The sequence below is a fragment of the Streptomyces caniscabiei genome, from assembly GCF_014930365.1.
Lineage (GTDB): Bacteria > Actinomycetota > Actinomycetes > Streptomycetales > Streptomycetaceae > Streptomyces > Streptomyces caniscabiei.
The window spans coordinates 61,929-77,800 of record NZ_JABXWI010000007.1; the positions used below are offsets into that span (position 1 = coordinate 61,929).

A 15,872-nucleotide genomic window follows, 5' to 3' on the forward strand; every position below is an offset into this window, starting at 1 on the left:
GGGGGAGGACGTGGAGACGAATGACGGGGACACGGGGGACCGGCGTGCGTGGCGCGCGCGGATCAGGGACGGGGACGCGGGGGCGTTCGGGGAGGTCTTCGACGCCTACGCGCGGTCCGTCTACAACCATGCCTTCCGGCTGACGGGGGACTGGTCGACGGCCGAGGACATCGTGTCGCTGACCTTCCTGGAGGCGTGGCGGCTGCGGGGGCGGCTGGACGCGGAGGGGGGTTCGCCGCGGCCGTGGCTGCTCGGCATCGCCACCAACGTGGCGCGCAACACCCGCCGGGCCGGCCGGCGCCATGCCGCCGCCGTCGCGCGGCTGCCGAGGCCCGAGTCGGTGCGGGACTTCGCCGACGAGGTCGCCGGGAACCTCGACGACCAGGCGTATCTGCGGGCCGTGCGCACGGCGCTGGACCGGCTGCGGCGGCCCGAGCGGGAGGTGCTCGCGCTGTGCGCGTGGGGCGGCCTGGACTATGCGGCCGCCGCGGAGGCGCTCGGCATCCCGGTCGGGACCGTGCGCTCCCGCCTCTCCCGGGCCCGCGCCAAACTCGCCGCGCAGCTCGCGGCCGGAGAGAAGGGCGCCGGGAAGCAGACAGCCGGGAAGCAGGGCGCCGGGGAGCCGGGTGCCCGGGAACCCGATTCCCGCCGCGGACAGACAAGAGACGGCCGCGCCTCCGTGGCCGGGCCCATTCAGGAGGGGAACCCGTGAACGACAACCCGTCCCCCCGGGACGAGGACGAGCCGGCCGACGCCGGCGTCCCCACCGCCGTCGAGCGGGACCTCCCTCCGGGCCGTCACCGCGTCCTGAGGGAGCAGTTGATGCGTGAGATCGAGAACGGCGGCGAGACCCCGGTCGTACGGCCGCGTACCGCGCTCTGGCGGCGGCCCGCCTTCGTGGGGCCCGCCGCGGCGGCCGCGCTGACCGTCGCGATCGTGGTGGGCGCCGCGGTGACACAGCAGGCGGCCGTGCCGCTGACGACCCATGCGGACGGCTCCGGCGACCGGCGCCTGGGCGAGGCGAAGCGCAGCGACCAGCGCGCGGCCGAACTGCTGGAGCGGATCGCGGAGGCGGCCGGGAGCCGGAGCCTGCCCAAGGTGAGGGACGACCAGTTCGTCTACACCGAACGGAACGACTACCACTGGAAGATGGACCCCGAGAAGAACGACATGCCCTGCCCCATGACCCTGGAGGGGTACCCCTACGGCCTGCGCGAGTTCTGGTCGTCGGTGGACGGGCAGCACAACGGGCTGCAACGGGAGCGTGGGGTGGACGGCGAGGTGGCGGAGCTGTCGCTCGGTAAGCAGCTCCCCGTCAAGAACGGTGTCAGCTTCTTCCGGGAGGTGGAGGACGAACTGCCGACCGATGCCGACGGGATGTACCGCTATCTGTACGGGCTGAAGGGCGACGAGCGGGCGTCCGGCGCGAAGTCGGCTGACCGGAAGGCCTTGGAGAAGGCGTCCACACTGCTCGCCGAGCAGCTGCTGCCACCGAAGGTGGAGGTCGCGCTGTACCGGGCCGTCGCGCGGATTCCGGGACTGACCGTGTACGAGGGGTCCGTCGACGCGGCGGGCCGTACGGGAATCTCGGTCGGCCTCACGGGCAACTGGCCCGAAGACCGGGGCCACGGGCCCACCCGGCACGAACTCCTCTTCGACACACGGACGCTGGCCTTCCTCGCCGCGGACACCGTCAAGCTCGACCCTCCGGCCGACGACTGCGACACCCTCGCGGCGGGCGACCTCGTCTCGTCGGTGGCGATCCTGGAACGCACGGTGGTCGACAGCGTCACCGAACGGCCCTAGGGGGAGCCGTGAGCCGGGGGTCGGGCCCCCGGCCCCCGACCCCCGACCCCCGTCGTCTACAGGACTGATGCGGGGACGAGCGATGCCAGGGCTCGGCGGAGGTGTTCGGTGGTTTCGGGGGCCGGTGGGGAGAAGGGGTCCGTCGTCCGGCGGGCCGCGTGGAGGACGCGGCGTACGCGCAGCCGGAGGTCGGGGGTCGTGCCGGTCGCGTCGAGGGCGGTGGGGATGCGGGTGTCGTCGGGGGTGTGGTGCGGGGCCGAGGCGATGAAGGTGAGGGAGGCCAGCCACGCCCGGGGCTCCGCCGAGCCGTACGTGTCGTGGAGGTGGTCCACCGCGAAGTCCGGGTTGCCGAGGGCGAGTTCGTGGTGGGCGCGGTGCAGGGGGCGGGCGCTGCCGTAGTGGGAGGCCAGCGCGCGGTGGGCGTCCCGCCACGTGGGGGCGCGGCTGCCCCGGCGGTCACGGTTCGCGCGCCCGTGCTCGCCGTGGCGCAGGCGCAGCAGGAGCAGGGCCCGCAGGAAGGGGTCGCCCACGAAGTGGTCGGGGGACGGCGCGTGGCCCTCGGCCGCCAGGCGGCTCGACAGGGCCCGTACGCCCGACTCGCCGAAGCCGACCGGGAGTTGGGACTCGGCGAGGACGAGAGCCGAGGCGTGGTCGTGGGCGAGGGACAGGACGGCCAGCTCGTCGAGGTGGTTTTCGTCCGGGAGGAGGCGTTCCAGCACCGCCTCGTAGGCACGGCGGCGTCCGGTGTCCTCCGCCAGCAGCAGGTCGGCCGGAGCGGTGAGCCCCCGGGGCAGGTTCCGGCCGGCCGACGCGGCGAGCAGTGCCGTGCCGAGGGGATTGCCGCCGGTCAACCGGTGCACGGCGTACGGGAGTCGGGGCGGGACCGTCAGCCCGGGGCAGGCCGCTTCCAGGGCGTCCCGGGTGTCGTCGGGGGAGAGCGGCGGCAACGACACCAGCAGCGCGTGCGAGGACGGCGTACCGCCCGGCGCCCAGTCGGCCCCACGGGCAGCCTCCACGAGCGTGCGCCGGGCCGCGTTCCGCAGGGCGGGATGGCCCTGTCCGCGCAGCCCCGCGAAGAACGCCACCTGGTCGCGCCGGCCGTCCGCCCGGGCCCGCAGCACGGACTCCATCAGCCGCCGCCCCGCCACCTCCTGCACGTTGTCCAGCAGCACCACCGGCCGCCCGGCCCGCTGCGGGCGCGGTACGACCCCCGCCATCCCCGCGTACGCGTCGTCGAGGTCCGCCAGCAGTGCCCGTACGAGATGGTGTTCCGCGTGGGTCCGGGCGTCGCCGCCCGCCTGGAAGTGGCGGCAGAGGAGGACCAGGCCCAGCTTGGGGTTCCCGGCCGCGAAGGGGTGGTCGCGGTACCAGACGGCGCCCCTGCGCAGCCGCCGGTGCGAGGACGACATCCCCTCGCTGAACGCCTCCAACGCGGCCTCGACGGTCGCCTCGACCACCGGCCCCTGGTCCGACAGCGACGACACCAGCCGGGCCACGGCCCTGCCCACCCACCGTCCCGCCAGCCAGCCGCCCGTGTCGCTCAGCAGCAGGATCCGCTCCGCCTCCGCGCAGATCCGCGACAGCCCGCGATCCCCCCAGCCACCGGCCGCGACGGCGAGCAGCCCGCACGCCAGCCGGGGGAACGTGATCCGCCCGGCCCCGGCCGGCGACTCCGCCAGTTGCTCGGCGACGACGGTCACCGCCTCGTACGCGGGCGACCAGGACGTGGGGGGCCGGCCCGGGGGAGGCCGGTCGAACCGGCTCTCCTCCCCGTCGATCAACGCGACGGGGCCGCGCCCCCGGTGGGCCGCGCACAGCTCCCGCAGCACGGTGCTCCTGCCGAGCCCGCGCGCCCCCGCCAGCACCACGAACGGGGGTTCGGGCGAGTGCTCGTACGCCCTGGATATGTCGAAGAGGGCGGGGGCCGGTGTCGTTGCCGTTGTCATAGCTGCTGTGGTTATCAACAGCTGTGGAGAGAGGGGCAGTTGTTTCGGAGTACGACGAACCCTGCCCGTTCGCTTACGACTCCGACCGAACGGCGTCGATGAAGGAGAGCCAGGCGGGACGGTTGATGACCAGTACGGGCCCGTCAGGGTTCTTGCTGTCGCGGACGGGGACGACGGCGGGGAAACGGGGGGCCACTTCGACGCAGTCGCCGCCGTTGTCGCCGCTGTGGCTGCTCTTGATCCAGGTCGCCGTGCTCAGCTCGTACCTGTCCATGCTGCTCGTACCCCTTCATCGCGTCGCTGATCAGGGCGGCGGATTCGCGAGCTGACGGGATGTCGGCCCTGAGCACATCATAGGTTCGGCTATAACGGGCGTAAGCAGTCGGTTCGTTGTTGAAGTGGCTGTGGTCCATCGATTCGGAGTACACCCACCGCTCGTCGGGCAGCTCGATCAGGGACATGGACTGCCTGGGACGGAAGATCCCGAACAGGTCCGCCGGAGCCACCTGGATGCGGATATTGGGGCGCCGCCCGACGCTCAGCAGGTGCGCGCACTGGTCGCGCATGATGTCCGGGCACCCCACCGCTGTGCGGAGGCAACTCTCGTCCAGGACGACGACGTACAGCGGGCCGTCGTCGGACAGGAAGCGGGGCTGGCGGCTCATTCGGGCCAGGACGCGCTCCTCCACCTCCTCAGCCGGTACGGCCCGGGAGAAGAGCGCGCGGGCGTAGTCCTCCGTCTGCAACAGGCCTGGGACGACCCGTTCTTGGTACTGCCGCAGCCCGACCGCCACCGCCTCCATCTCGACCCGGCGCTCGAACCAATCCGGATGCTGGACGGCCGGATACCAGTCCACCTTGGCCCACATCCGGGCCAACACCCCACCCGTCCCCAGCACCTCGTCGCACCGCTTCGCGAACTGGTCGCTCGGGACCCTCGTGCCCGCCTCGATCTTCGCCACCTGGGAGCGGTCGCACGGGATCTCTCTCGCCAGGGCCTCCTGCGTCAGCAGTGCCACCTCGCGGTAGTGCCGCAGCACCTCACCGAACAGCACCGAACTGCCGCCCCCGACGGCCCCGTCCGCGTTCCGCCTCGTCATGACGCCCCCTCGTGCCGAGTGTGGCAATGGCCCAGTGCCACACGTCCCGCGTTGATATCGACCGTGCCCGTCGGCGACGCTGGATACACCCAGAGTGACGAACAGGGCTGTGGAGTGCGCGTGGAACCAGAGGGGCAGCTTGTCTACGATCCGCGGACGCGGCGCGTGGGGGAGTACCGGGACCGGGTCGGGCCGTACGCGATGCTGCGTCCGGTGGGCGGCGGTCGGGAGTGGGAGGCGGATCCGGCGACGTTGCGGCCGGCGACTCCGGCGGAGCGGCTCGGGGCACAGGTCAAGGCGGCGAACCGCCGCACGAAGAGGAGGGTGTGACGTTGCGTCAACTTGAGCCCTTGGGTCCGCCCCCCGTTCCGGTGACGGGATGCACGGCGTGCGCCGAGCTGGCCGTACGGCGGGACGAGGCGCGGGCGCGGTACGACCGGAGCGCGGAGACGGACGCGAACGTGCTGCTCCGTCACCATCAGCGACGGGAGCACGGCGGAGGCGCCCGCGCCCGCCGCGTCTTCCGTTACGTGCCGTACGTCATCGCGCAGGACATGACGGCGGAGCCGGAGTACGAGGCGCGGTGCGTGTCGGGCGACGAGACGGAGTGCGGCGCGGAGTCGGGCGTGCACAGTGATCCGGCGGCCGTGGAGGAGTGGCAGCGCAGACACACGCAGGAGACGCGGCACCTGCGCTACCGGCGCAGCTTCGGGGACTACTCGGTGCTGGAGCCGTTGGAAAAATGATCTCCCGGTGGGCCGAACCTCCGTCGCGGATCGCCCCTCTTCCGGTGCGCGGGCGCGCACGGACCTTGCGCGCCGATCCGTATCCGAGGGGAACCAGACACACCATGAAGAGCAAGCTGACCGCCGTGGCCCTGGCGGCCGTCGTCGTCGCCGGTACCGCCGCCACCGCCGTCCCGGCCTCGGCCGCGACCACCGCGAAGGCCAAGCCGACCCGCTGTCACACCGCCGACCTGAAGGCCGCGTTCGCCACGGGGGATGACGCGAAGCCGGAAATGAAGCAGACCAAGAAGCAGACGCAGGCGTACGTCTTGTTCACCAACAAGAGCAAGCGCACCTGCACCCTGTCCGGCTTCGCCGGTGTCGACATGGTCGGCGCGCAGAAGACCGACGGCACGTGGTCGCTGATGCGCTCCTCCAAGAAGCCCGTGAAGATGACCCTGGGGAAGGGTGACACGGTCGAATTCAGCGTCACCCTGCTCCCGGTGGCCAAGTCCACGCCGAAGAAGGAGAAGTTCGTCCCGGCGAAGTTCGTGGTGACCCCGCCGAACGAGAAGAAGTCCTTCACGCTGAAGTGGCCGTTCGGCGGTCAGATCCTCAAGCAGGACGGCGCCACCCGCCCGGCCACCTACGTCAACCCGATCGGCAAGTAGGCGACCGGACGGCCGCAGCCGCTCAAGGCCGTACAGGGCCGTTTCAGGGCCTCTCAGGGCCCAGGGCGTGGCGGACGGCGGTCAGGATGGCCTCCGTGTCGGCGCCCAGGGCGCGGGCGGAGGCGGTGAAGTCGCGAGCCAGGGTGGCGAGTTGGGGCGCGTGCGGCCGGGCCGGGCCCGGCCGGGGCGCCGCCACCCGGGTGCCCGCTCCCCGGCGGGTGCGGATCAGCTCGGTGGCCTCCAGCTCGCGGTAGGCGCGGGCCACGGTGCCCGGCGACAGGCCGAGGTCGGTGGCCAGCTGGCGCACGGTCGGCAGTCGTTCGCCCTCGACCAGCCGGCCGGTGACGATCAGCGCGGCGAGCTGCGCGCGGATCTGCTCGTACGGCGGGACCTGGCTGGTGGTGTCGACGCGGACGGCGGGGTCACTCATCGCCGGGTGCCCCGTCCTCGGCGGGCTCGTCCTCGACGGCGCGGGGCGCGACGACGGTGACCAGGGACCAGACGACGGTGAACAGGTTCAGCAGGGCCAGCGGGTAGAACACCCAGAAGGTGATCGCGCCCAGCGTGCCGGCGCAGCCCGTCTCCGTCAGCGCGACGGAGATCATCAGGACGGCGTACAGCTGCTGGCTCGACACCAGCAGGCCCCAGGCCCCGGTGACCGCCCACGCGCGGTCGCGGCGCTGCTGTTCCTCGCCCGGCCCGTGCGCGATGCGGCGCAGCGCCCAGACGCAGGTGGGCGTGGCTATGGCGAGCGCGCCGAACATCGGGAGGCTGTAGTACAGGCCGGGCCACGGGCCTAGGGTCGCGCGCATCCCGTTGCAGGTGACGTCGACGACCTTCCCGGTGATGAACATCCGGTCGCCGTCGACGGACGCCGTGGCGGCCGTGATCACCAGCAGGACGACGAGGGAGAGCCCCTGGAGGGCGATCAGGGGGCCCATGCGCGGGGGCACATGGTCTCTGACCAGGCGCGGGGCGAGACTCGCCGTGCGCACCGCGTCCTGCGGGCGCAGAGTCAGGGCGTCGGCGAGAAGGACACCGGCCACCGCGCACAGGCCGAAGGCCGTGAGGCAGAACACGACGCGCTGCTCGAACTCGATGTGCCCGAGCGTGGACAGCGCCTGCGCGACCACGAGGCCTATGGCCAGACCGGACCAGCGGGCGTAGTGGTCGGCGTGGTCGAGGAGCCGATGCTGGAGCGGGGCGGTGTCGAGCGGGGTCGTGTCGAGCATGGGAAGATCCCCCCGGATCATCTTGTATCAAGCAGTGGGTACAAGATGCCGCGACCGGGATCTTGTGTCAAACACTCGGTACAAGGTGACGCGGGGGAAGACGGGCTCCGGGGCGCGGCGGTTCCCGCGAACGCGGAGGGCGGGGGAGGGCGGGGGAGGGCGGCGGGACCGCCGAGGACGCGGGAGGGCAGCGCGGGGACCGCTGAGGACGCGGTCAGTCGACCGTGATCGAGTCCAGCTGCGCCCGCAGATACACGTGCGAGTCCACCGGCGGGTAGGCCACCCGCCCGACCGGCGCGGGCACCGACTCCACGACCGTGCCCGGGGTGCACTCGCCGAAGTAGACCAGCGACATCAGCTCCTCGGCGGGCTCGTCGGCCGGCGGCGGCAGCACGCGGTGGCGCCCGGAACGCCAGCGGTCGCCGGTCCAACGGGCCATCAGATCACCGATGTTGATGGTGAAGGCGGCAGGGTCGTACGGGGCGTCCTCCCAGCCGCCCTCGTCCGTGTACACCTGGAGCCCGCCCTTTCCGGCCTGCCGGTCGAGGATGGTCACCGTGCCGAAGTCGGTGTGCGGGCCGATCCGGAACTGCCCCGGCACGGGGTCTCCGATCACGTCCGTGCCCGGGTACCAGTTGATGTTGAAGCCGTAGGTGGGGTGGCTCATGTGCCGGGAGAAGAAGTCCGGTTCGAGGCCGAGGGCCTCCCCGAGGAGCGAGAGCAGCAGGTTCTCCAGCTCGCCCATCCGCGCCAGGTACTCCTCGCAGAGCGCCCGCAGCTCCGGTACCTCCGCCGGCCACACGTTCGGCGCGTACCACTCCGCGTTCACGACCGGGTCGTCGAACGGCTCGTGCGTCGCGAACGTCAGCGACTCCTTGAGGTCCGGCGGGGTCTCCGTCCCCTCGGCGTACCCGTTCGCCTCGGCCCCCGGGCCCAGCCAGCCACGCCCGCCGACCTTCACCTCGTACGCCTGCTTGGCCTCGACGGGCAGCACGAAGAAGGACCGCGCGGCCTCCCGGATGCGGGTGCGCAGGGCCGGATCGACGCCGTGGCCGGTGACCAGCAGGAAACCGGCGCTCTGGAGCGCCTGGTCGACGGTCCGGGCGATCCCGGCGCGGTCCTCCGGGCCGCCGTCGAGCCAGGGGCCCAGATCGATGGTGGGGATACGGGGCGGCCTACTCCCCGGCGTCACTGATGTCCCTGGTGTCACTGGCGTCACCGATGTCCTCGTTCCATAGAGCCGGGTGGTGTGCGACGAAGTCCCGCATCAGGGCCACGCACTCCGGGTCGTCCAGCACCAGGACCTCCACACCGTGCTCGGCGAGCCAGTCGTGGCCGCCGTGGAAGGTGGTGGCCTCCCCGACCACCAGCCGCGAGATCCCGAACTGCCGGACCAGCCCGGAGCAGTACCAGCACGGCGAGAGCGTCGTCACCATCGTCGTACCGCGGTACGTCCGCTGCCGTCCCGCCGCGCGGAACGCGGCCGTCTCGGCGTGCGTGGACGGATCGCCGTCCTGGACACGGCGGTTGCGCCCGCGCCCGAGCAGGCGGCCGTCCGGTCCGTAGAGCGCGGCCCCGATGGGGATGCCGCCCTCCGCGAGCCCCGCCCGCGCCTCCTCGACGGCCGTGACGAGCCATGCGCGTGCCTGGTCCTGGTCCTGGTCCATGACCACACTCTGCCCGCGACGGCGGGCGGTCACGTGCGCGGCGCGGGATCAGGGCGGCGGGAGGAGGGTGCCCAGGGGGCCGAGGTCGAGGTTGAGGTCGTCCAGGGTGAGGTCGTAGCGGTCGCAGAGTTCCGTCATGCGCTCGTGCAGGACCATCAGGGTCATGCCGAGGCGCTCCTCCTGGTCCTCGGTCAGCCCGCCCCGGTCGACGCGGTGCAGGGCCTGGCGCTCCATCAGCTGGCGGAGCAGCTCGACGATGGTGAGGACGAGGCGGACGAGGTCCCGCTCGACCGTGTCGGGGTCCGTGCGCAACCGGCGCGCCACGGCCTCGCCCCGGGCCGGCGGCGGCGGGGGGACCTCCTCCGGCCGGGCGGGCAGCAGGGAGAACGCGCGGTTCGCGGCCGCGGACACCTCACGGAGACGGTCGACGTGGGGGCCGCCGCCGTCAGTCCGGGGGGTCGCCATCGCCATGGTCGTCGCCTCCTTCCGTCCCCGTTCCTTCGGCGTCTTCCGCTTCTTCGAGGGGCGTCCGCTCGGACAGGGGGAGCGCCCACTGTTCGTCCATCTGTTCGCTGACGGCGACGATCACCGCGCGCAGCGACACCCGTACGAGATCGATGTCCGCGATGCTCAGGACGAGGTCCCCGGTGAGGACGACACCGCCGCTCAGCAGCCGGTCGAGCAGATCGATCAGCGCGACCTGGCGTCCGCTGATCGGGCGGTCGCCCTCGTCGTACGCGTCGCGGCCGTCATACGGGTCGTACGTGTCGTACGCGTCGGGGTCGCCGTACGCGCTCATCGTCGGCCGGGACCCTTCTCAGCCACGGGCCTCGTCGTCCTCGTCGTCGGCGTTCACCGGCTTGCGCCGTTTGCGCCGGGGTTCCGCCGGGCGGGGCTCCTTGCGGCGGGCCTCCCGGGGCGGGCGCTCGGCCGACGCGCCCGCGGACAGCTCCGGCAGGGGCTCCTCGACGCGTCGGCGCAGCTCCTTCACCTCGGTGCGCAGCCGCTCGTTCTCCTCGGCGAGGGAGCGGCGGCCGCCGTCGGGACGGGACGCGCGGGAGGAGAGGGCGGGGTCGTGCTCCCACCAGTCGATGCCGATCTCCTTGGCCTTGTCGACCGAGGCCACCAGCAGACGCAGTTTGATCGTGAGCAGCTCGATGTCGAGAAGGTTGATCTTGATGTCGCCGACGATGACGATGCCCTTGTCGAGCACCCGTTCGAGGATGTCGGCGAGGTTCGCGCTGGACCCCTGACCGCCGCCGTACGGATAGGCGCCGCGAGACGGTGAGGGGACGGGGGAGCGGGCGTCGGACTGGGACACGGGTCACCTGGCCTCTCGTCGGGGTTCTTCGTCCTCGTCCTCCACGGGCTCTTCGTCGTCCTCGTACGTGCCCTCGGGTTCCTCGTCCTCGTCCTCCTCGGGTTCCTCGTCGTCCGCGTACTCGTCCGAGTCCTCGTCCGTGTCCTCCTCGTCCTCCCATTCGTCTTCCTCGGGCCGGTCCTCGCGCTCAGCCTCGGGCTCGTCCTCGTCGTACCGGCCCTCGGCGTCCTCGGCGTCCTCGGCGTCCTCGGCGTCCTCGGGCCCTTCCTCGGTCTCCTCCTCCGTCTCCTCGTCGTCCTCCGGCTCCTGGACCTCTCCGTCGCGGATCTCGCCGCGCCAGCCTCCGGTGGCCTCGCCGCGCATCATCACGAAGGTGCGGTAGAGCTTGAGGTCGAGGCGGGCACGGCGGCCCTGCGCCCGGAAGAGCCCGCCGACCTTCTCGACGACGCCCTTCGGGAAGTACTCCAGGACGAGCAGCACCTTGGTGAGGTTGTCGCCGAGCGGGTGGAAGGTGACGACGCCCCGGGTGGTCGCCTTGGCGCCCTCGGACGTCCAGGCGATGCGCTCGTCGGGCACCTGTTCGGTGATGCTCCCGCGCCAGGACCGCGTGGACTTGGCGATCTTGACGTGCCACTGGGTGGTGGTCTCGTCCTGCTGGTCGACGGCGACCACGCCCTTGGCGAACCGGCTGAACTCCTGGAACTGCGTCCACTGGTCGTACGCCTCGCGCACCGGCACACCCACGTCGATGTCCTCGATGATGGTGTGCCCCTTGCCGCTGCCGCCCTCGGTCTTCTTCCCGCCCTTCTTGCCGCCGGCGTCCTTCGCCTTCTCCATGACGCCGCCGGCCTTCTCGCCGACGACGTCCTTCGCCTTGCCCGTGGCGTCCTTGGCCTTTTCGCCGACGACGTCCTTCGCCTTGCCCGTGGCGCCCTTCGCCTTGTCGACCAGCGCGTCCTTGGCGTGGGACGCGGTCCCCTTCAGCGCCCCCGTGCCCATGTCGCCCAGCTTGCGCGCGCCCTCGCCGAGCCCATGGCCCACGCCCTGGAGCATCACGGACAGCCGGGCCTCGATGTAGTCCTCCAGCTCTTCCTTCAGCCGGGCCGTGCCGGTGTTCCGGTCGGACTCCTCCTCGGTCCGGTCGAGGGTGCCGGTGCCACCGGCCGAGCCGCCCTTCGACGTGCCGCGCTCAGCCATCGTCCTGCCTCCTCGACCGTGTGCCGCTGCCGCTGCCGCTGCCGCTCCTGGCACGGCTCGTGGTGCCGGCGGTCTTCTTCTTCGGGCGTGCGGTGGTCCTCGACTGCGGCGCGCTCTTGCGGCCCGCCGCGCCCGCCGCCCGCGATCCGCCGGACTTCCCTGTCCCCGTCCCGGCCTTGGCCCTGGTCCCGCTCCTGCTCGCGCGCTTGCTCCCGCCCTCGGCCTTGCTCCCGCTCTCGGCCTCGCTGTCGTCCTCGTCCTCGTCCTGGCTCTCGTCCTCTGCCTTGCCCTCGTCCTCGTCCTTGCCCTCCTCCTGGGTCTCGTCCTCAGGCTCTTCCTCGGGCTCTTCCTCAGGCTCTGGCTCGTCGTCGTGCGCGCCGCCGTTGCCCTCCGCCCGCTCCCGCAGTCCCGCGGTGCGTTCGTGCAGGGCGCCGGCGAGGTGGTCGGCCTTCGACGACAGCACGGAGGTCGCCGCGGCCTTGCTCGCGCCCGCCAGCTCGGCGCGCACCTGACGGGTGAGGTCGCTGAGGAACGGGGCGTCGAGCGCCTTGCCCAGCTGTCCGGGTCTGACCTGCGACCCGGCCAGCAGCGCACCGAGGCCGAGGGCGAGCTTGGCCTTCTTCGTCCGCCCCAGCAGATAGCCGCCGAGGACGGCCGCGCCCATCGTGGCGTTGTTCATGACTCCGTCTCCCTCTGCTGCTGGAGCCGGTAGGCGCTGATCTCCTCCAGCCGCCGCAGCAACTCCTCCTCGCGCCGCGCGAACTCCTCCTCGTCGATCCGCCCCTCGGTCCGCGCCCGCTCCAGGTTCACCAGCTCCTCCTGGACGGGCCCCGGGTCGTAGTACTCGTCCTCGGCGGCCTGCCGCACCTTGTCGACCACCCACCCGACGCCCCGCACAGGAGCGATCGGCAACGTCAGAATGGTCCCGACCAGTCCCACCACATCGCCTCCCAGGTCATGCGACGGTCATACGAAGCTGTACGGCGGCAGCGGTCCGCGCAGCCGCAGTTCCACTCCCTCTCCCAGGGCCTCGGCCAGCTCCCCGCCGGCCTCGGCGAACTCGTCCTCCCGTTCGCCTTCCACCAGGAAGGAGACGTTCACGAAGTACTGCTGGGAGGCCGGGGCGAGCCGCTCGTCCAGGGCGTACGGCCGCAGCGCCGCGAGGACCTCCTCGCCGAGCGCCTCCTGCCGGCCCTGCACCTCCTGGGCGACGAGTTCACCGAGCGCAAGGCGGTCTTCGTACGTGCCACCGCCCTCACGGATCGCGTCGTTCAGCTCCCGCGCCCGCGCGGACTCCGTCAGGACGGTGCGCAGGAGGGTGTCCTCGTCCTGAACGCCCTTGACGTTGAACTCCGCGCGCCCCGTCAGTTCGTCCAGACGCCGGGAGAACGTCTCGGCCTGCTCCTGGAGCAGCGCCTCCACGGCGCCCTCGTCCGGGGCGACGAAACCGAAGCTCAGCGGCAGGATGGCGCCCTCGGTCCACAGTTGCAGCTGGACCTCCTGGTGCGCCTCCACGTCCCGGCGGCTGACCGACAGATCGTCGGGAGCCTCGCTGACGACGGCGCTCAGCTCGCCGTTGCTGACGGCGTGCAGGGCGGTGGGGCCCTCGCCGACGCCCTTGACGTCGTCCAGGCCCAGCGGGTGCGCCGCCTTGGTGATCGCGTAGACGTAGACCGACATCGGCTCGCTCACTCCTCACGGTCCCTGGAGGAACGGCGGCTCGTGCTGCTCCGCCCGGAGCTCACGCGCTGTTTCTCGCGCGCGGACTCGCGCCCGGATTCGCGCTCCTCGTCGTGGTCGCGCTTCTTCGACAGCGAGTCGGTGACGGCCTCGACCGCCCCGGTGAGCGCGCCCTTGCTCTTGCCCCGGGCGCCCGACTCGGTGGTGTCCCCGACGATGTCCGTCAGCTGGGAGGGGGCCTTGCGTCCCGATTCCAGATCCAGCCGGTTGCACGCCTCGGCGAAGCGCAGATAGGTGTCGACGCTGGCCACGACCACCCGGGCGTCGATCTTCAGGATCTCGATGCCCACCAGGGAGACGCGGACGAACGCGTCGATGACAAGGCCCCGGTCGAGGACGAGTTCCAGCACGTCGTAGAGGTTCCCCGAGCCGCCGCCACCGCCACGGGGGGCGAGGGCGCCGCCCTCGCTCTGCGGCACCACAGTCACGATCTCTTCCCTCCGAGTACGGGAAGCCGTCCGGCGAGGGACGCGGGCCATGGCTCCGACGGCGGCCGCCGGGTTCTTCGGCGGCGGCCGTGGCCTCAGCGGCTCAGCGGGTGCCCCGGTCGATCTGCGCGCGCGTGTACCGGCGTCCGCGCTCGTACGCCAGCAGCTTGCCCGCGGGGTCCAGAGACACCCGGTAGGCGGCCATCACGCTGGTCGTCTGCGGGATGCGCTCCAGCTCCATGACCTCGACCTGGGCCTCCCAGCCCTCGTCGGTCGGCTTCAGCGCGGAAACGGACTCGGGAGCGCGCCCGAGCAACTGGGAGAGCTGCTCGATCGCGCTCCGCATGGCCTCGGGCGCGGAGACCCGCTCCTCGGCGGGCGCCTGCCGCGACGAGGAACGGCTCTTCTCCGACTCCCGGCCGTTCGTAATCATCACCTTCTTACCCTTTGTCCATCATCGACCTTGAGCGGGTCATATGCCACCCCGGGGGAGAGAGGGGGCGCGGTGGGCGGGGTCAGGTAGGCGTGCAGGTGGCCCGCGCCGTCCAGCATGGCCGCCGTGCGCGCGGTCAGGGCGGTGCGGCGGGCGGTGATCGCGGCGCGCAGGGCGTCCGTACCGCCCTCCGCACGGAGGTCCTCGAGGACGGGACGGATGTCGTCGAGGAGGTAGTGGCTGCGGCGGAGGGCGAGGATGAAGCGGGCGTCGCGCACCTCGTCGGGGGCGTAATGGCGATAGCCGGTGCCGCGTTCGCGCCGGGGTGACAGCAGACCGGCGGCCTCCCAGACCCGCAGCGTCGACGTCCGTACGCCGAGCAGGGCCGCGACCTCGCCGATCAGCAGGTCGGCGGCGGGCACGTCGTCCTCGGGCGGCTCCCCGGCCAGCGCCCGCAGCGCCTCCCCGGTCGCGCGCAGCGACACCCGCTCCGTGTGCAGCGCCGCGTGCGCCTCGTCCACCAGCGCCAGCGCCCCCGGTACGTCCCCCTCGTGCACGGTCCGCATGATCCGCGTCGCCACGACCGCCCCGTACCCCTTCGACAGTGCCCGGTACGTCAGCAGTGCCCGCCGGTGCGCGTCCCCGAAGATCCGGTACCCCGAGGCCGTACGCGGCACGGGCGGCAGCACCCCGGCCTCCTCGTAGTTGCGGATCTGCTGCGTGGAGACACCTGAGAGCCGGGCGAGGTCGACGGGGCGCAGGCGGGCGGAGGGACGTGGGGGTGGGCCGGATGCGGGCATCGGGTGGAAGGCTAGAACGCTTCGGAGCGCAGGGGGAGGCGGACTCCTGTGTGACCGGGGACACAGGGACGGCCGGGGGCGGGAGGACAGGGCGAGAAGGCGGAGGACGCGGTGGGCCGTCAGGGGGTCGGCCTGGCCTTCGGCGAGGCCCGTCACCCCGATGTGTGGGTCTTCGACAAGGGCAGCTTCAAGTACCTGGGTACGGACGACGAGGCCCTGCTGGAGGTCGGGGTCGTCGACAAGAAGGGTCAGGAGCCGACCGGCTGACAGGGGGTGCCGGACGGCCGTGTCAGTCGGCGGTCCGACGCCCGACGGCCCGCACGTGGCCGACCGGCGCCGCCGTCACGCCTCCTCGCCGTCCTTCTTCTCCCGCTTCTCGGCCTGTCCGCCCTTCTCGCCGCGCTCCTGCTCCTGCCGCTTCAGCTCCTCCTCGCGGCGGCGCAGGTCGGCCTCCCAGCTCTTCAGGAGCGACTCGTCCTTCTTGTTGTCCTCGGCGAGCGACTTCAGGAACTCGGGGTTGTCGTCGGGGGCGACGTACTCGGTGCGGTGGTTGCGGTGCCACTCCGAGGGCGTGCGGCCACCGGCGGGCACGTTGCGGAGCTTGCCCGCGGCGAGCCAGGCGATCGGGCCCACGATCCAGAAGAGCAGGATGATGAAGACCCAGGCGATCTTCGGCAGGTGCTTCGCCTCGTCCTCGGGGGTGTTGAGGCAGTCGATGAACGCGTAGATGGTCAGCGCCAACGGCACGAGGTACATCAACAGCCTGAGCATGGAACAGCCCCCTGGAAGCGGTGGCGGGGCCGAGC

General features: G+C 72.2%; 23 protein-coding genes. 5 read left to right on the forward strand and 18 right to left on the reverse strand.

Annotated elements, in window-relative coordinates; genetic code table 11:
• Nucleotides 1–10 precede the first annotated feature (10 nt).
• Both HW837_RS20210 and HW837_RS20215 read left to right on the forward strand, forming a co-directional pair.
• On the forward strand, nucleotides 11–712 hold the full coding sequence (locus tag HW837_RS20210; RefSeq protein WP_045559582.1) for an RNA polymerase sigma factor: 702 nt from the start codon (nucleotides 11–13) through the stop codon (nucleotides 710–712).
• A complete protein-coding gene (locus tag HW837_RS20215; RefSeq protein WP_193381987.1) occupies nucleotides 709–1,806 on the forward strand; it encodes a CU044_5270 family protein in 1,098 nt (365 codons plus the stop codon). Before HW837_RS20210 ends, HW837_RS20215 begins: the two co-directional genes overlap by 4 nt.
• Before the next feature lie 56 nt (nucleotides 1,807–1,862).
• Here the strand turns inward: HW837_RS20215 and HW837_RS20220 are convergent, their stop codons facing one another.
• From HW837_RS20220 to HW837_RS20225, 3 genes are all read right to left on the reverse strand, one after another.
• Nucleotides 1,863–3,752: a hypothetical protein gene (locus HW837_RS20220; protein WP_193381988.1), complete on the reverse strand. Its 1,890-nt coding sequence runs from the start codon at nucleotides 3,750–3,752 to the stop codon at nucleotides 1,863–1,865.
• 73 nt (nucleotides 3,753–3,825) lie between these two features.
• A complete protein-coding gene (locus HW837_RS48740; protein WP_234442626.1) occupies nucleotides 3,826–3,948 on the reverse strand; it encodes a DUF397 domain-containing protein in 123 nt (40 codons plus the stop codon).
• The gene (locus HW837_RS20225; protein WP_045559316.1) at nucleotides 3,896–4,852 is read right to left on the reverse strand and encodes a helix-turn-helix domain-containing protein; all 957 of its coding nucleotides are present in this window, start codon (nucleotides 4,850–4,852) and stop codon (nucleotides 3,896–3,898) included. The genes HW837_RS48740 and HW837_RS20225 overlap by 53 nt, the downstream gene beginning before the upstream one ends.
• A 350-nt stretch (nucleotides 4,853–5,202) precedes the next feature.
• On the opposite strand from HW837_RS20225, the gene HW837_RS48745 reads away from it, so the two are divergent.
• Together HW837_RS48745 and HW837_RS20235 are read left to right on the forward strand one after the other, a co-directional pair.
• Nucleotides 5,203–5,598 carry a DUF7848 domain-containing protein gene (locus HW837_RS48745; protein WP_234442627.1) on the forward strand — a complete coding sequence of 132 codons (396 nt, stop codon included), beginning with the start codon at nucleotides 5,203–5,205 and terminating at the stop codon, nucleotides 5,596–5,598.
• A 104-nt stretch (nucleotides 5,599–5,702) separates the two neighbouring features.
• On the forward strand, nucleotides 5,703–6,248 hold the full coding sequence (locus HW837_RS20235) for a DUF4232 domain-containing protein (RefSeq protein ID WP_045559318.1): 546 nt from the start codon (nucleotides 5,703–5,705) through the stop codon (nucleotides 6,246–6,248).
• Nucleotides 6,249–6,291: 43 nt separating this feature from the next.
• On the opposite strand, the gene HW837_RS20240 is transcribed toward HW837_RS20235, so the two are convergent.
• The 14 genes from HW837_RS20240 to HW837_RS20305 form a co-directional block, all read right to left on the reverse strand.
• Nucleotides 6,292–6,678: a GntR family transcriptional regulator gene (locus HW837_RS20240; protein ID WP_045559319.1), complete on the reverse strand. Its 387-nt coding sequence runs from the start codon at nucleotides 6,676–6,678 to the stop codon at nucleotides 6,292–6,294.
• On the reverse strand, nucleotides 6,671–7,480 hold the full coding sequence (locus tag HW837_RS20245) for a hypothetical protein (protein ID WP_234379461.1): 810 nt from the start codon (nucleotides 7,478–7,480) through the stop codon (nucleotides 6,671–6,673). The genes HW837_RS20240 and HW837_RS20245 overlap by 8 nt, the downstream gene beginning before the upstream one ends.
• Before the next feature lie 214 nt (nucleotides 7,481–7,694).
• Nucleotides 7,695–8,672, reverse strand: coding sequence for an isopenicillin N synthase family dioxygenase (locus tag HW837_RS20250; protein ID WP_045559321.1), 978 nt, complete (start codon nucleotides 8,670–8,672; stop codon nucleotides 7,695–7,697).
• Nucleotides 8,656–9,147: a nucleoside deaminase gene (locus HW837_RS20255; RefSeq protein WP_045559322.1), complete on the reverse strand. Its 492-nt coding sequence runs from the start codon at nucleotides 9,145–9,147 to the stop codon at nucleotides 8,656–8,658. The genes HW837_RS20250 and HW837_RS20255 overlap by 17 nt, the downstream gene beginning before the upstream one ends.
• Before the next feature lie 48 nt (nucleotides 9,148–9,195).
• Nucleotides 9,196–9,618 carry a gas vesicle protein K gene (locus tag HW837_RS20260; RefSeq protein ID WP_045559323.1) on the reverse strand — a complete coding sequence of 141 codons (423 nt, stop codon included), beginning with the start codon at nucleotides 9,616–9,618 and terminating at the stop codon, nucleotides 9,196–9,198.
• Complete coding sequence (locus tag HW837_RS48750; RefSeq protein WP_256254967.1) at nucleotides 9,593–9,862, reverse strand: gas vesicle protein; 270 nt, start codon at nucleotides 9,860–9,862, stop codon at nucleotides 9,593–9,595. Before HW837_RS48750 ends, HW837_RS20260 begins: the two co-directional genes overlap by 26 nt.
• Before the next feature lie 102 nt (nucleotides 9,863–9,964).
• Complete coding sequence (locus tag HW837_RS20270; protein ID WP_045559324.1) at nucleotides 9,965–10,468, reverse strand: gas vesicle protein; 504 nt, start codon at nucleotides 10,466–10,468, stop codon at nucleotides 9,965–9,967.
• Between the two features lie 3 nt (nucleotides 10,469–10,471).
• A complete protein-coding gene (locus HW837_RS20275) occupies nucleotides 10,472–11,665 on the reverse strand; it encodes an SRPBCC family protein (RefSeq protein ID WP_193382496.1) in 1,194 nt (397 codons plus the stop codon).
• Complete coding sequence (locus tag HW837_RS20280; RefSeq protein WP_193381990.1) at nucleotides 11,658–12,344, reverse strand: ABC transporter substrate-binding protein; 687 nt, start codon at nucleotides 12,342–12,344, stop codon at nucleotides 11,658–11,660. The genes HW837_RS20275 and HW837_RS20280 overlap by 8 nt, the downstream gene beginning before the upstream one ends.
• Nucleotides 12,341–12,577, reverse strand: coding sequence for a gas vesicle protein GvpG (locus tag HW837_RS20285; RefSeq protein WP_237269022.1), 237 nt, complete (start codon nucleotides 12,575–12,577; stop codon nucleotides 12,341–12,343). The genes HW837_RS20280 and HW837_RS20285 overlap by 4 nt, the downstream gene beginning before the upstream one ends.
• Nucleotides 12,578–12,631: 54 nt before the next feature.
• Nucleotides 12,632–13,357 carry a GvpL/GvpF family gas vesicle protein gene (locus HW837_RS20290; RefSeq protein ID WP_078853629.1) on the reverse strand — a complete coding sequence of 242 codons (726 nt, stop codon included), beginning with the start codon at nucleotides 13,355–13,357 and terminating at the stop codon, nucleotides 12,632–12,634.
• Nucleotides 13,354–13,827 carry a gas vesicle structural protein GvpA gene (locus HW837_RS20295; RefSeq protein WP_045559328.1) on the reverse strand — a complete coding sequence of 158 codons (474 nt, stop codon included), beginning with the start codon at nucleotides 13,825–13,827 and terminating at the stop codon, nucleotides 13,354–13,356. The genes HW837_RS20290 and HW837_RS20295 overlap by 4 nt, the downstream gene beginning before the upstream one ends.
• 109 nt (nucleotides 13,828–13,936) lie before the next feature.
• Nucleotides 13,937–14,263, reverse strand: coding sequence for a gas vesicle protein GvpO (locus tag HW837_RS20300; RefSeq protein ID WP_045559587.1), 327 nt, complete (start codon nucleotides 14,261–14,263; stop codon nucleotides 13,937–13,939).
• Between the two features lie 2 nt (nucleotides 14,264–14,265).
• Complete coding sequence (locus HW837_RS20305; protein WP_237270272.1) at nucleotides 14,266–15,066, reverse strand: MerR family transcriptional regulator; 801 nt, start codon at nucleotides 15,064–15,066, stop codon at nucleotides 14,266–14,268.
• Between the two features lie 111 nt (nucleotides 15,067–15,177).
• Here HW837_RS20305 and HW837_RS20310 point away from each other — a divergent pair, with 111 nt between their 5' ends.
• Nucleotides 15,178–15,333, forward strand: coding sequence for a hypothetical protein (locus HW837_RS20310; RefSeq protein WP_193381991.1), 156 nt, complete (start codon nucleotides 15,178–15,180; stop codon nucleotides 15,331–15,333).
• A gap of 75 nt (nucleotides 15,334–15,408) precedes the next feature.
• Here the strand turns inward: HW837_RS20310 and HW837_RS20315 are convergent, their stop codons facing one another.
• Nucleotides 15,409–15,837, reverse strand: coding sequence for a PLD nuclease N-terminal domain-containing protein (locus tag HW837_RS20315; protein WP_045559329.1), 429 nt, complete (start codon nucleotides 15,835–15,837; stop codon nucleotides 15,409–15,411).
• Nucleotides 15,838–15,872 lie beyond the last annotated feature (35 nt).